11 protein-coding genes are annotated in these 14,166 nt (G+C 71.1%); 4 read left to right on the top strand and 7 right to left on the bottom strand.

Translation table 11 applies throughout. The annotated features are described in order from the left end of the window. Positions 1-16: 16 nt before the first annotated feature. Both phsA and cyc2 read right to left on the bottom strand, forming a co-directional pair. Entirely contained in the window at positions 17-1,924 is a 1,908-nt protein-coding gene (phsA, locus tag NGF19_RS19045) for an O-aminophenol oxidase PhsA (protein ID WP_372505691.1), read from the bottom strand. A 158-nt stretch (positions 1,925-2,082) separates the two neighbouring features. Next, entirely contained in the window at positions 2,083-4,266 is a 2,184-nt protein-coding gene (cyc2, locus tag NGF19_RS19050; RefSeq protein WP_252426190.1) for a germacradienol/geosmin synthase Cyc2, read from the bottom strand. Positions 4,267-4,510: 244 nt separating this feature from the next. Between cyc2 and NGF19_RS19055 the strand changes: the two genes are divergently transcribed. Continuing rightward, complete coding sequence (locus NGF19_RS19055) at positions 4,511-5,287, top strand: alpha/beta fold hydrolase (protein WP_252426191.1); 777 nt, start codon at positions 4,511-4,513, stop codon at positions 5,285-5,287. Then, positions 5,284-6,570: a cytochrome P450 gene (locus NGF19_RS19060; protein ID WP_252426192.1), complete on the top strand. Its 1,287-nt coding sequence runs from the start codon at positions 5,284-5,286 to the stop codon at positions 6,568-6,570. Before NGF19_RS19055 ends, NGF19_RS19060 begins: the two co-directional genes overlap by 4 nt. A gap of 10 nt (positions 6,571-6,580) precedes the next feature. Here NGF19_RS19060 and NGF19_RS19065 read toward each other — a convergent pair whose 3' ends face one another. Together NGF19_RS19065 and NGF19_RS19070 are read right to left on the bottom strand one after the other, a co-directional pair. Next, positions 6,581-7,597 (bottom strand): alcohol dehydrogenase, encoded by a 1,017-nt coding sequence (locus tag NGF19_RS19065; RefSeq protein ID WP_252426193.1) that lies wholly within the window; start codon positions 7,595-7,597, stop codon positions 6,581-6,583. 190 nt (positions 7,598-7,787) lie between these two features. Beyond that, a complete protein-coding gene (locus NGF19_RS19070) occupies positions 7,788-8,444 on the bottom strand; it encodes a Tat pathway signal sequence domain protein (RefSeq protein WP_252426194.1) in 657 nt (218 codons plus the stop codon). A 568-nt stretch (positions 8,445-9,012) separates the two neighbouring features. On the opposite strand from NGF19_RS19070, the gene NGF19_RS19075 reads away from it, so the two are divergent. Continuing rightward, positions 9,013-9,690, top strand: coding sequence for a DUF6230 family protein (locus NGF19_RS19075; RefSeq protein WP_252426196.1), 678 nt, complete (start codon positions 9,013-9,015; stop codon positions 9,688-9,690). Further along, positions 9,690-10,151 (top strand): DUF6114 domain-containing protein, encoded by a 462-nt coding sequence (locus tag NGF19_RS19080; protein WP_252426198.1) that lies wholly within the window; start codon positions 9,690-9,692, stop codon positions 10,149-10,151. Before NGF19_RS19075 ends, NGF19_RS19080 begins: the two co-directional genes overlap by 1 nt. Before the next feature lie 157 nt (positions 10,152-10,308). Here NGF19_RS19080 and NGF19_RS19085 read toward each other — a convergent pair whose 3' ends face one another. From NGF19_RS19085 to NGF19_RS19095, 3 genes are all read right to left on the bottom strand, one after another. After that, complete coding sequence (locus NGF19_RS19085; protein WP_252426199.1) at positions 10,309-11,106, bottom strand: VOC family protein; 798 nt, start codon at positions 11,104-11,106, stop codon at positions 10,309-10,311. A gap of 437 nt (positions 11,107-11,543) precedes the next feature. After that, entirely contained in the window at positions 11,544-13,064 is a 1,521-nt protein-coding gene (locus tag NGF19_RS19090) for an aromatic amino acid ammonia-lyase (RefSeq protein WP_252426200.1), read from the bottom strand. 5 nt (positions 13,065-13,069) lie between these two features. Further along, positions 13,070-14,026, bottom strand: coding sequence for an ABC transporter substrate-binding protein (locus NGF19_RS19095; protein ID WP_252426201.1), 957 nt, complete (start codon positions 14,024-14,026; stop codon positions 13,070-13,072). Positions 14,027-14,166: the final 140 nt, after the last annotated feature.

The following is a 14,166-nucleotide window of genomic DNA, read 5'->3' on the forward strand; positions in this document are numbered from 1 at the left end:
GCTCGCCCGCGACCGGTCAGCCCATGTGACCCTCGTGCCCGCCGTGCCCCATGTCGTGGCTGAACTTCATCGCCTCGCTCGGCATGACGACGAACGGCCGCATCATGCCCATGTCCTCGTGTTCGAGGAGGTGGCAGTGGTACATGAACCGGCCGTACGCCCCGTCGAACCGGCCCATCACGCGCAGGATCTGGCCGCCCGGCACCCGGAACACGTCCTTGTGGCCACGCTCGTTGGGAGCGAGGGGTATCGATGTGGCCGGGGTGAACGCGATCGGGGCGCGGGTGCCGCCCATCGCCGGGTCGAAGCCCGAGATGTCGTACGCGTCGCGGCCGAGGATCTGGAAGTCGGCCAGATGGATGTGCATGGGGTGGACGATCGGGGCGAGGTTGAGGAAGCTCCACTGTTCGTAGCTGCCTTCGGCGAGGGTGAAGCCGAGAGCGTCGTTGAACGTGCGGGCCGTACGCCGGTACGTCTTCGTCCTGCCGTCCGCGCCGGTGAGTTGGATGACGCCCTCGGCGGGGAGCCGGAGGCCCCTCGTGTCCGCCACCTCGGTCATCTCCCAGATCTCCGGGTGGCCACCGGCGCCCTTGGTGGCCGGTGGGGTGAGCACGATCAGCCGGTGGCCGTGGTCGATGTCGTGGGTGAGGCGGCGGAAGGAGCCCGAGAGCACCTCGGGCAACTCGAAGGCGTCTGCCCCCGTCTCGCCCTTCGCGGTCTCGTCGTCGCACCCGCCGACGCGGAACTCCAGCACGTCCGGGTAGCGCACGTCGCCCTCCGGGTCGGGCACCCCCGCGGGCTGGTTCGGGCCCTTGTCGACCAGCCGCAGCGTCCGCCCGGCCAACTGCCGGAAGTCGACCAGGAGATCGAACCGCTCGGCCGGGGCGGCGGTCAGCGTCGGCAGCGCGTCGTCGAAGTCGATCGGCACGGGGCGCGGCAGCAGCCCGCCGTCGCTGCCGATCTGGTGCACCACACCCGGCACCGGGGTGTTCTCCTCGTCCACGAGGACCAGGTCGTAGATGCGCGCGTTGGACGCGTTCAGCAGCCGGAAGCGGTACCAGGCCGGGGCCACCTCGGCATACGGCCAGATGCCGCCGTTGACCGTGGTGTAGGGGCCGGTGAAGGGCAGGGTCACCGGCTTGCCCGTCTCGGCGTTCCGCTCCTCGACCATGACGGTCTTGTGCAGCAGGCGGCCGTTGAGACGGCCGTCCTCGTCCGTGTCCAGGTTCCGGTCGGCGAGCAGCAGCGGGATCTCCCGCTCCCCCGAGGGGAGTCGGAGCGCGTCCTCCTCGTCGTCGCGGATCAGATACGTGCCGAACAGTCCCGTCTGCACGTTCCAGCGCGTGATGTTCATGGCGTGGTCGTGGTACCAGTACTGCGTCGCCTGGTGGTCGTTCGGGTACTCCGAGAGCTGGGCGTCGCCGAATCCCACGGCGTTGTCCGCCCAGCCGTCGTTGCCGCCGCCGGTCTGGGCGCCGTGCAGATGCGTCACCGACCAGGCGGGCAGGGCCGCCACGTCCTTGTCCGGCTCGACGCCCCCACGCCCCGGCTCCGTGCTCGCCGGGGCGCCCCGCTCACGCGACTTGACCTGGACGGCCGTGACCGGATACTCGCTCTCCTTCGGGATGCGGTTGGTCCAGGCGATGCGGATGCGCTGACCACGGCGCACCTCGATGGTCGGGCCCGGCACCGACCCGTCGTACCCCCACATGAGCGTGGGCGGCAACTGCGGATGCAGGCGCACCCACGTGGGGCGCAGGGCGATCTCGGTCTCCCGCAGGACATCGCCCGCGTACGGGCGCAGGACGGGCGGGATCGTCAACGGCGCCACGTACGGCGTCAGTTCACCCGGCGCCGGTCGGCCCGGCGTTCCCTCCTGCTCCCCCGCCCCTGTGCCGATGGCTCGCTCGATGATGTCGGTCAAGGTCGAACACCCCCCCGTGTTCCCTTGTGCTCGTTTCGTCCCGGCAGCCTGGTCGAACCGCCGTCACATCCAAGGACTCCTGGCGCCACGCCATAGTTCCCTGAATGCCCCGTTCCGGGCGAATACTTTCGGTCGTCCTGCCCAGTGGGCTGTCGCCGTCAGTGAACTGCCAAGTGGGCCTTCGGGACCGACCACTTGATGGCAGCAGGTGCCAGATCCGGTACGAAGCCGTGGGCGCGGCGGGCCAGGTCGGCCGCGCCGTAGCGGTGGCAGCCGCGGTGCCAGTTGAGGATGCCGGACATGTAGTTCTGCAGTTCCCCGACGTAGCCGTCCATGGTCGCGCGTGCCTTGCCGGACAGGTCGAAGTCGTCGTAGAGCACGGGCAGTTCGTGTGCGGCGACATGCTGGAACTGCTCCAGGCGCTGGTTCATCAGGTCGCCCACGACGCGGGTGGCCGTCGGGTAGTCGCAGCCGAAGAAGTTCTGCACGACGAGGACGGCGTTGTGCACCTCGCCCTCGTACTCGATCTCCTTCTGGTACGAGAACACGTCGTTGATCAGCATCGCGTAGTCGATGGCCGCGTTCTCCAACGCGCGGACCGGGCCGCTGTTGTACACCTCGGGCGGGACCTCGGGGCCGTGCCCCATGCGGCACAGGTTCTTGGTGAGGTCGGCGCCGAAGGTGGCGCGGCGCATCTCCAAGTAGTCGACGGGGTCCGGGATGCGGTGCTGGAGCTGGTTGGACAGCTCCCACAGCCAGCTCTCCGTCATCGTGTCCACGGCGGCGCGCAGCGAGCGCCGTTGCTCACGCGTCATCGCGGCCGTGCTGTGCGTCCACAGATCGAGCAGTCCGCGTTCCATGGCGTTGACGGGCACGGGCGGCGTCTCGCCGTCGAGCGGCATGCACGACGACAGCCGTTCGGTGCACAGCTTGGCCGCCGCGAGGTCGCGTCGGTTGCCGAAGACCAGCGGGTAGTAGTCGTCGCCGTAGGTGCCCCAGGCTAGCCAGCGGGAGCTGAGGTCCAGCGCCTCGGGGGTGGCGTCGGGGTCCAGGCCCGCCGCGCACAGCGGAAGGTCGTACGCCGCGAGCTTGTCCTCGTCCCAGACGCCTTCTTCGAGCATGCCCGTCTCGTGCATCCAGGGGACGAGGCGGCGTCGGGCGCCGTCGAGATGGGGGCTGAGCTGCACCTCGTAGGGCATGGGGAGATCGGGGATCAGCGAGGGCCCCACCGGCTGGAAGGGGACGTGCGTGTACGCGCGCATCCGTTCGGCCCCCGCGTCGGCGAGCAGTCCGCGCACATCGGCGGCGGACATCCCGATGCCCGACAGGCCGAGGGGCCGCTGCTTCTCGGTGGCTCCCTGGTTCATGTAGCGGCTGGACCTCAGGTGCCATTCATGGCCGCCGGACTGCCAGTCCTGAAGTCCCTGCGCGTACGCGGCGACGGCCGCGACCTGGTCCGGGGTCAGGCCCTTGTCCAGGGCCAGTGCGGGCACTTCGGTGAGCGCGGTGTGTTCGAACTGGTGCAGGCGCGAGGTGAGGATGTCGTTGACGGTGTCGGCGGCCTGCTGCGTGGCGCAGTCGAAGAACGTCTCCAGGACGAGGATGCCGTTGCTGAGTTCGCCCTCCTCCTCGACCTCGCGCTGGTAGGAGAAGATGTCGTTGCGCAGATGGACCGCGTCGGAGAACGTCTCCATGAGCACGCGCAGCGGCCTCGACCCCGCGACGACGGCGGGCACTTCGGCGGTCGCGAACTCGACGAGCCCGGCGGACCAAGGGGCGCCGCCGACCTTGCGGCGCATCTCGATGTACTCGACCGGGTTGGCGATCCGGCCCTCGTTGATGTTGGACAGCTCCCACAGGGACTCGTTGAGAAGATGCTCGGTGGCGACCGCGAACCGCCTGCGCCAGTCCAGGGACATCGACGGCACCGTACGCGCCCACAGATCGGCGAGTCCGGCCTCGACGGGGTTCTGCGGCTCGGGTACCGGGGTCGCGAGGTCGAGCGGCATGAACAGCGGCAGCCGGTCCAGATAGGCCTTGCCGCCCGCTCGGTCCTGGGTGCGCTTGAAGGTCTCCAGGAAGTGGTCGTCGAAGAAGAACACCCACACGTACCAGTCGGTGATGAGCGAGAGGGCCGGGCCGTCACAGTCGGGATGGGTGTACGCGCACAGCAGGCCGTAGTCGTGGGCGTCGAGGTCGGCCTGGTCCCAGATACCGGACCCCTCCAACATGCCCATGGTGCGCGCCCATTGGGTGGTGTGGGCCCGCGCCTCGTCGACATGGGGGTTCAGCCGCGCGGCGTACGGCATGTAGAAGTGAGGGAGTTCGAACGGCTGCGTCATGGCCCGGCCCTACCCAGGGCCCGTCGGGGGCATCCGCGGGGCAGAACATGATCACACCATCGTGTGCATTCGGGGCGTGGAGGCCTCGCGACGGTGCCGGTCGTGGCAGCTCCGCGGGGCAGGGCGGCAACGGTCCGGCGGTCGCGGGCGACGGCGACTCCTGAGTGCGCACGCCCCTTGCCGAGCCCCCACCGTGATCGCACGCCCCCTTGCCGAGCCAACTCCCCCACGCCACCGTGGTCCCATGACCTCCTTCGTACTGCCTCACGAAGTGCACGGCGACGGCGCCCACCAGGTGTTCGCGGTGCACGGCTGGTTCGCCGACCGGGCCGCGTACGCGGCGGTGCTCCCGGACCTCGATCGCCGGGAGTTCACCTACGCGCTGGTGGACCTGCGCGGGTACGGGGCGGCGAAGGACGCGGCCGGTGCCTTCAGTACCGCCGAGGCCGCCGCGGACCTCGTGGCGCTGGCCGACCGGCTGGGCTGGGAGCGGTTCTCCGTGATCGGGCATTCGATGGGCGGCGCGGTCGCCCAGCGGCTGCTGGCGCTCGCGCCCGCGCGGCTGCGCCGGATCGTCGGGGTCTCCCCCGTCCCGGCCTCGGGCCTGCGGTTGCCCGCCGACCAGTGGGAGTTGTTCGCGGGCGCCGCGCACCGCCCGGACCACCGGCGCGCCATCCTCGACGTCACCACGGGCGGACGGCGCCCGGCCGCGTGGCTGGACCGGATGGTCGCGCGCTCGCTGGCGCACAGTGACGCGAAGGCCTTCCGTACGTGGCTGGACTCCTGGGCCCTGGAGGACTTCCACGCGGAGGTCACGGGCTCGCGCGTGCCCGCGCTGGCCGTCACGGGCGCGCTGGACCCCGCGCTGTCCGCGGCCCTGATGCGCGAGACCTGGCTGCGCTGGTATCCGCAAGGCGCGCTGCGCGAGTTGCCGGCCGCCGGGCACTACGCGATGGACGAGACCCCCCTCGAACTGCTGCGCACGGTCGAGGACTTCCTGCGGGCCGAGGAGGTCGCGTGAGCGTCCGGGACGCACCGCCCGTCCCGGACGTCTTCGACCCGCGCCGGTACGCCGAGGGGGTCCCCCATACCGCGTACCGCACCCTGCGCGACCACCACCCGGTCGCCTGGCAGGACGAGCCGGAGGTGCTCGGCTGGCCCGCGGGGCCCGGGTTCTGGGCGGTCACGCGACATGCGGACGTGGTGCGCGTGCTCAAGGACGCGGGGACCTGGTCCTCGTGCCTCGGCGCCACGCAGATCCGCGACCCGGACCCGGACGACCTGCCGTTCATCCGACGCATGATGCTCAATCAGGACCCGCCGGGCCACGGCCGGTTGCGGCGCCTGGTGAGCCGTGCCTTCACCCCGCGCCGTATCGACCGCTTCGCGGCCACCGCCCGCGAGCGTGCCCGCACCCTGGTCGCGGACGCCCTCGACCGGGCCCGCGCCGCGGACGGGGAAGGAGAAGGAGAAGAGGACGGGACCTGCGATGTCGTCGCCGCCGTCACCGACGACTACGCCGTCCTCAACCTCACCGATCTGCTGGGCGTTCCCGCATCCGACCGGGGCCTGCTGCTGCACTGGACCCACCGCGTGATCGGCTACCAGGACCCGGACGAGGCCGGTGAGCCGCTGGTGGACGCGGAGGGCAGACCGGTGAACCCGCGCTCGCCGGGCGCCCTGCGCGACATGTTCGCCTACGCCGGGCACCTGGCCGCGTACAAGCGGGACCACCCGGCCGACGACATCATGACCACCCTCGCCACCGACCCCGAACTCACCGGCCCCGAGCTGGAGATGTTCTTCTTCCTGCTGACGATCGCGGGCAACGACACGGTGCGCTCGGCGGCACCGGGCGGCCTCCTGGCGCTCGCCGAACACCCGTCCGCGTACCAGGACCTACGCCACCGCCCTGAGCAACTCCCTTCTGCCATCGAAGAGTTGCTGCGTTGGCATCCGCCGGTCCTCAGCTTCCGGCGGACCGCCGCCGTCGACACCGAGCTGGCCGGTCGGCGCATCCGCGAGGGCGACAAGGTGGTGGTCTTCCACGCGTCGGCCAACCGCGACGAGCGCGCCTTCACTGCGCCCGACCGACTCGGCCTGACCCGCACCCCGAACCCGCACGTCTCCTTCGGCGACGGCCCGCACGTCTGCCTCGGCGCGCACTTCGCGCGGCTGCAACTGCGGGTGCTCTACGAGGAGATGCTGCGTGCGCTGCCCGCTCCCCGGCTCGCCGCACCGCCCGAGCGGCTCGTCTCGAACTTCATCAACGGCATCAAGTCGCTGCGACTGACGATCACTTGATGCCGGTGCATCAGGTCGTCCTCAGCACCATACGGAAGCGCGCCGCGCCGGACAGCATCCGGGCGAAGGCGGTGTTGATCTCGTCCAGCGGTGCGGCCTCGATCATCGGGCGGACACCGGCGTGCGCACTGAAGGCCATGGTCTCCTCCACATCCCGCGCCGTGCCCGACGCGTGTCCGGCCACGGACTGGCTGCCGGTGATGAGCTGCAACGGCGTCACCTTGATCGGCTGGTCCGTGACGCCGATGACGACCAACCGGCCGCGCGGCGCGAGCCCGTCGATCGTCGCGGCCATGGCGTCGGAGTTGGCCGCGGTGGCGAGGACCACCTTCGCGCCGCCCAGGTCCTTCAGCGCCCGCGCGGGGTCCGCGGCCGTGCTGTCGATGTAGTGGTCCGCGCCCAGCCGTCGCGCCAGCGGCTCCTTGTCCTGGCCGCGGGCGATCGCCACGGTCTCGAAGCCCATCTTGGCCGCGTACTGGACGCCCAGGTGCCCGAGGCCGCCGACGCCCAGGATCGCGACGAGGTCACCGGCACGCGCGGGACTGTTGCGCAGTCCCATGAACGTCGTCACCCCCGCGCACCCGAGCGGGGCGGCGTCGGCCGCGTCCAGGCCCTCCGGGATACGCGCGAGGGCCTCGACGGGCGCGACCATGTGCGTGGCGTACCCGCCGTCGTAGGACAGGCCGGGGACCTTCAGCTCGAAGCAGCTCACGAAGTCGCCCTGACGGCAGGGCGGGCAGTGGCCGCACTGCCCTCCGAACCAGCCCACCCCGACCCGGTCGCCGACCTTCCAGTCACTCGTCCCCTCTCCCACGGCGTCGATCCGGCCTGCCACCTCGTGCCCCGCCACGACGGGGAACGTGATGCCGGGGAAGGACGCCTGGACGAACATCGCGTCGCTGTGGCAGATACCGGAGGCCTCCACGGCGATGCGCACATGCCCCGGTCCCGGCTCGGGCAGTTCCCGCTCGACGATCTCGAACTTCCCACCCGGCTCGGCCACCTGAGCCACTCGCATGACGGACACGGCTTCACTCTCCTCGCGGTCGACAGCGATCCCCGGACGCCGAGAAGGCGCGTCGGAGATCGCTTCGTGGGCACGCCGAGTGATCAGTAAACCGCGCGAAGCCACTGTCTCCCCGCAAGCCGGGCGCGTCCGGCGGTGGCGGCCCGTATCGCGCGAGCCCACCGTGCCGGACGCGTCCGTCGATCACCGATCAGTTGACCTGGACCACCGGGCTGCCCGCCTGGCTGGTGTCGACGACCGGCGCGTACTTCGCGGTGAAGTAGCCGTCGTTGAAGCACAGGGACGAGCCGGAGGCCTTGGTGAAGTGCTGGCTGCTGAACTCGATGCCGTGGGTGGAGGCGTTCACGGAACCGGTCAGGCTGGGGGCCTGGTAGACACAGGTGATCGTGCCGAGCAGGGTCTTCAGCGTCGCCGTGGTCTGGATGGTGGAGCCGGCCGCCGGGGTGACGGTGACCGTGCCGCCGGAGCCGACCGTGGTGGTGTACGGCAGGTGGTCGACGGTGATGCCGCTGACCCCCGTCACACCGACGACGTTGCTGGAGCACGTCGTGCTGTCGAAGGTGTGGCCGGTGAGCGACTCGGTGGCGGTGCCGGGCGCGGCCGGGTTGCCGGTGACCTTGGCGGTGAACGTGGAGCCGGTACAGGAGACACCGCTGGTGCCGGTGGCGCTGGAGTAGAGCGTGGCGGCGGTGCCGCTCGCGAGCGAGGCGTTGAGGACGTCCCCGACGGCGACGGCGGTGCCGTCGGTCGTGGTGAGCACCTCGCCGCTCGCGGAGGCGGGGGACGCCAGGGCCACGCCGAGGGCGGCGGCACCGGCGAGAGCGAGCAGGGTTCGGGTCGTACGCATGGGGGCCTCTTCTCCGAAGTGGGGGCTGGAGGTGGGGTACGACGCTGCCGACCCGTGACGCCTTCTCCGTACGTGACGGGTCGGCAGCGACGAGCGGCGCCGGACGGGCCGGGGAAGGGGCGTGGCGGCCGTGCCGGTGCCGCGGCAGAACGATGGATCGCGGCCATGCGAGAGATCCGTGCATCGCACCGCGCACACAGAGAGGTCACCGACGCCCCAGCGGGGCGGGGCCGGGAGTGCGAGATGCGCCGTACGAGGGATCCGGCGCCACGGATCCATGGGAATGCAGGGGTTGTTGTAGACCTGACGCTTCGTCAATGTCAAGGAGTCGAGCGGAAGTTGGCGTCCCACGACTCGTGTTCACGCGCGCGCCGTACAATCAACACCTTTGTCTCACAACTCCCTTGACCGTGGGTGTAACCACGGGTAACTTCGGCGGCCACTGCCCTACCACGAGAAGGCCTCGCATACGCCGGGAGGTGCGAGGAAGCGTGCACGGCAGGCGCTGTCCGCGCCAGGACAACGTGCCAGGAAGCCCTACTCGCATTGACTATGCCCAGGAGCAGACATGGCCTCGTCCTCGGACGCCTTGGCGTCCACCGGTTCGACCCCTGAGCCCCCGGAAGGCGGCACGACCGCCCCGGTGGCACCCGAAAGACGCGGGCGGGTCCGCCTGCGCCGTACCGCGATCATGGCGGTGCCCGCCACCGCGGTCGCCGCGACTCTCGCGATCATGACCGCCCAGGGAGCGCTGGGCGTCCAGTTCGCCATCTCCGGGATGCCGTTCACGGTCACCGCCACGAACCTCGACGGCACCGGCTTCGAGCAGTTCGGCAACCTCGACAACATGGCGGAGGACAGCCCGAACGCCGGCGACACCGGCGGCCAGGTGCTGGTCGTCACCTCCGCGATCAAGAACGCGACGCTCACCAAGTTGTGTCAGAGCGTCGACCTCGGTGGCACGAACCTCCTCATCACCGCGGGCAACGGCTCGACTCCGGTGACCGCGAAGGATCTGACCACCGACTCGACCGAGCTGTCCGGTGACGCCTCGTTCAACAACATCGAGATCGGCAACGACGCGAGCACGCTGAACAAGGCCAACGCCCGTGGCAACAAGGGTGTGTTCAGCCAGCAGGCCGACACCGTGCACATCGGCAACCTGCGGCAGACCAACTACGCCACCACGGCAGGGGTGTTCAAGCTGCCCGGACTCAAGCTCCGCTTCAGCAGCTCGGGGTGCTGATGGCCCGGCCCGGAATCGCGTTCCGGCAGTGGCGGGCGAAGCGTCCCTTCTGGGGCGGGCTGCTGCTGACGCTGGGCGGTGGGGAGGTCCTGCTCACCGAGAAGGCGTCGCTGAAGGTGGTACTGCACGTCGGTATGCAGGGCCTCGCGGGGTATCTGCTGCCGACGGTGATGCTGCTGTGCGGGCTGCTGATCCTCTTCAACCCCGCCCAGCGGCTGTTCTACTCGATCATCGGCGTCCTGCTCTCCCTGGGCACCTGGCTCACGTCCAACCTGGGCGGCTTCCTGATCGGGCTGCTGCTCGGCGTGACGGGCAGTTGTCTGACCTTCGGCTGGCTGCCGGACCAGGAGCCGCGCCGCGGCCTTCTGCGCCGCCGTCGCGAGCGGTCGGCCGACGCCGAGCCGACCGACGCCGAGTCGACCACGCCTCCGGTCGCCTCCGCCGAGTCGGCCACCTCCTGACCGCCGCGCCCTCGGCGGGCGGGCGCCGGTCCCGTGCTCCTGCGGGGCTCGGCCACCGGTTCCCGTCCGTCGAGGCCGCGCGTCGCGCACCGCGCCCGTGCACCGCGTACGGGGCCCTGGCTACCCGTTCCCGGCTCCCGGCTCCTGGTCGAACGGCTCAGGGCTCCCGCTTCGAGGTCACGGTGAACCGCGCCCCGTCGGGATCGCCCAGCAGCGCCTCCTGCGCGCCCCGCTCCCACTGGATGACCTCGCCGCCGTTCGCGCGGGCGGTCTCGATACAGGTCTCGAGGTCCGTGACCGCGAAGTGCACCTCCCAGTGCGGGCGGACCGCGGGGTCGGGCGCCGCCTCGACCGCTCCCGAGTGGATGCGCGCCACCACCGTTCCCTCGCTGCGCAGGACCACCTCGTCCCCGTCGTAGTTGACCTCGCAACTGCTGTGCGGGGACGCCCAGTCGAGGACTTCGCCGTAGAAGATGGCCGCGTCGAAGGCGTCGCGGGTGTGCAGCCGGATGAACGTGGGCGCGGCCTCGCGCCACTGCTGCCAGCCCGATACGAGACGGCCCTCCCAGACGGCGAAGACGGCGCCGTCGCGGTCCGCGAGCACGGCCGTCCTGCCGGGCGGCAGGGAGATCGGTCCGACGGCGGTCGTCCCGCCGCGCTCCCTGCTGCGGGAGACGGTGTCGTCGGCGCTGCGGACCGCGAAGTACGGCGTCCAGGTGACGGCCATCTGCCACATCGAGGCCACGGCGGCGATCCCGGCGACGGGCACCCCGTCCGCCAGCGCCACCCGGAAGCGGTCACCGAGGCTGTCCTGCTGCCACTCCCAGCCGAACACGGCCCGGTAGAAGCTCTCGGCGACCTCGACGTCGCGGGTGGTCAGGCTGACCCAGCACGGTGCGCCGAACACCGAGCACCCGGGGACTTCCGCCCAGTCGCGTGCCTCGTTCTCGACCATGACCACACCGCCCGGTTCCCGGAGGCGGTCGCCGTACGCCTCCTCCGTCGTTCGCTCAGGGTCCCCGGGTACCCCGAACACACCCCATGCAAGGATGCGTCACCAGGCGCCGGACGTCATCCGGAGACCGGTCGCCCGAGGCTCTCGGGGCCTGAACCCGCCGTGGGCGCCGTTGCCCGGCGACCCGTGCGGGATCGTACCGGCCGGATGACCGACTAGACGGCAGGGCGGAGCGGGGCTTGCACGGAGAGTCACCGTTCCGAGTGATGCGTGTCTACGCGAGGTGACTGGTCCGGGGCCGGGCAGGCGGACCCACCGGGACGGCTACGCCTGCGCCTCTGCCCCACGTCCACGTCCGTGCCGTACGGGAAGCCCGTACCGACGGCGGCGATGACGCGGGGCGCTCAGCACCCGGCCCGGCGAGGCAGTGACCCTTCCTACAACTCGGCCAATGCAGGCAGGAGTTCGGCCGCGGCCGTCACATCTCCCGTCAGCGGGCGGTCCTCGGTGTCGGCGGGGAGCGCCGCGGCGGCCATGGTGAATGCCGGGACCGACGGCGGGTCCGGGTGCAGGCGCAACGCCCGTACGGCCGTGACGAGTTCGCAGGCCAGTACGGTGCGGTAGGCCTCGGCGGCGCGCAGGGTCTGGCGCGCGGCCTGGGAGGCGAAGGATGCCGCGTCCTCCAGGCCGTGCGAGAGGACCGCGTGGCCCGCCGACGCGGGTGCCGCGCACGAACGCAGCTCCGCCAGCGCGGAGTTGGCGGTGTACTCCAGGATCATCGTCCCCGAGCTGCTCGCGGCTCCCGAGGCGAGGAAGGCGGGCAGTCCGGTGAGGTCGGGGCGGCCCAGCGCGGCGAGCCGGGCGCCGGAGAGCTGGGCGGTCTGCAGGAGGGCCAGGCACAGCCCGTCCAGGGCCAGTCCGAGCGGGGCCGCGAAGAAGCCGCCGTGGTGGTGAGCGGTGCCGTCCGCACCGATCAGCGGGTTCTCCGAAGGGCAGTTGACCTCCACCTCCACGACGCGGCGCAACGCCTCGGCCGCTTCCAGGGCGGGCCCGTGCGCCTGCGGGAACGCGCGGAAGCCGTACGGGTCCTGTATCCGCCCCTGCGACGGTCCTGGCCGGTCGGGGACGCCGAGCAGTCGCCGTACCTCCGCGGCGGCGCGCGCGGGTCCCGGGTAGGGGCGTACGGCGTGGACCGGGGCCGCGTACGCCTCCAGGGAGCCGGAGACGGCGGCCAGCGAGAGGGCCGCCACGGCGTGCGTGGCGCGCAGCAGCATCGACAGTTCATGACAGGCCAGCGCGGCCCGGCCGAGGACGAGGGCGTTGCTGCTGAGCAGCGCGAGCGCGTCACCGGGGCGCAGGGACACGGGCGCGGGCAGGCCGCCCGAGCGTCGGCCGAGCCAGGGGCGTTCCCCGATGAGGGTGAGGCCGGTCTCGGCCAGCGCGGTCAGGTCGCCGGTGCCGAGTCCGCCGTACTCGTGGACGGCGGGATGGACGCCGAGCCGCAGCGCTTCGGTGAGGGCGGTGATGAACGCGGGCTGGATCCCGGAGCCGCCCGCCAGGAGCTGGTTGGCCCGCACGGCCAGCATCGCGCGTACGTGGCGGGCCGGGAGCAGGGCGCCCGCGCCGCCCGCGTGGCTGCGCAGCAGGCGTAGCCCGTGGTCGGTCTCGTCGCCCGCCGTGACCGTCACCGAGCGGTGGGCGCCGACGCCGGTGCCGCGGCCGTAGAGCCGGCCCGTCCTGGCGAGCCGGTCGGCCGTGTGCCAGGAGCGCCGGGCCCGCTCCAGCGCCGCCTCGGGCACCACGGGTGCGGCCGTGCCGTCGGCGAGGCCGACCACCCCGTCGACCCGAAGTCCGGTGCCGTCGAGGACGACGCGGGTGCCCGGGGCGTGTTGCGCAACACGCCCCGGGGCTCCGGAGGGCGAGGGGACCCGCGTCGGTCCGTCCGCGGTGACGTCCATGTGGGTCAGTCCAGGCCGGCCGACTTCAGCCAGGCCTTGGCGACGTCCAGCGGGTCCTTGTTCTCGAGCTGGACCTGGGTGTCGAGGTCGAGGAGGGTCGCCGTGTCCAGCTTGGCGGAGACGGCGTTGAGCGCGTCGACGCCCTTCTTGGGCAGCCCCGACTTGTAGACCAGCGGCTGCACGTTCTCCAGCCCGAAGAGGTTCTTCGGGTCCTGGAGGACCACGAACTTCTCCTTGGTGATGGTGGGGTCCGTGGTGAAGAGGTCCGCGGCCTGCACGGTGTTCTTGGTCAGCGCCGCCTGGGTCAGCGGGCCGCCCGCGTCGAGTGCCTTGAAGGACTTGAACTCCACGCCGTAGAGCTTCTTCAGACCCTCCAGGCCCTGCATACGGGTCTGGAACTCCGGCGAACCGCCGATGACCAGGTCCTTCGCGACGCCCTTGAGGTCCGCGATGCTGGACTTGTTGGTGAGGTGGTACTTCTTCGCGGTGGCCGCGTTGATGGTGACGGAGTCCTTGTCCTGCGCGGGCGCCGGGTCGAGGAGCGTCAGCTTGGAGTCGAGCTTGGCGTTGAGGGCGGCCGTCGTCTCCGCGAGCGTCTTCGGCGCGGCGTCCTTGTCGAGGTAGGCCAGCAGCGCGCCGTTGTACTCGGGCAGAACGGTGATGGAGCCGTTCTTCAGCAGGCCGTAGGTGGTCTCGCGGCTGCCGATGTTCGGCTTGTAGGTGACGTCGATGCCCTTGGCCTTGAGCGCCTCGCCGTAGATGTCCGCGATCAGGATGCTCTCGGCGAAGTTGTTGGAGCCGACGACGACCGAATCACCGCTCGCCTTGCCTTCCTTGAGCGGGTCGGACTTGTCGTCGGAGGACGAGCCACACCCCGCGAGCAGTGCCGTCGTGGCGGCGAGCGCGACGACCGCCGCGCCGGGGAATCTCCTGCTGGACGTGCTGGTGTTCGTAGAAGTCACGGTTCCCGTTCCGGGCTGAGGCTTGGGCAGGGCATGGCGCAGTGGTGCGAAGCACGAGGCATCGCACCTACTGATCCAATCCAGCCCGTTCTTGATCAGTCAAGGGCCTTCTGATCACCAATTGGCTTCAATGGGTAGCC

The organism is Streptomyces macrolidinus (assembly GCF_023887685.1).
Taxonomy (GTDB): Bacteria; Actinomycetota; Actinomycetes; order Streptomycetales; family Streptomycetaceae; genus Streptomyces; species Streptomyces macrolidinus.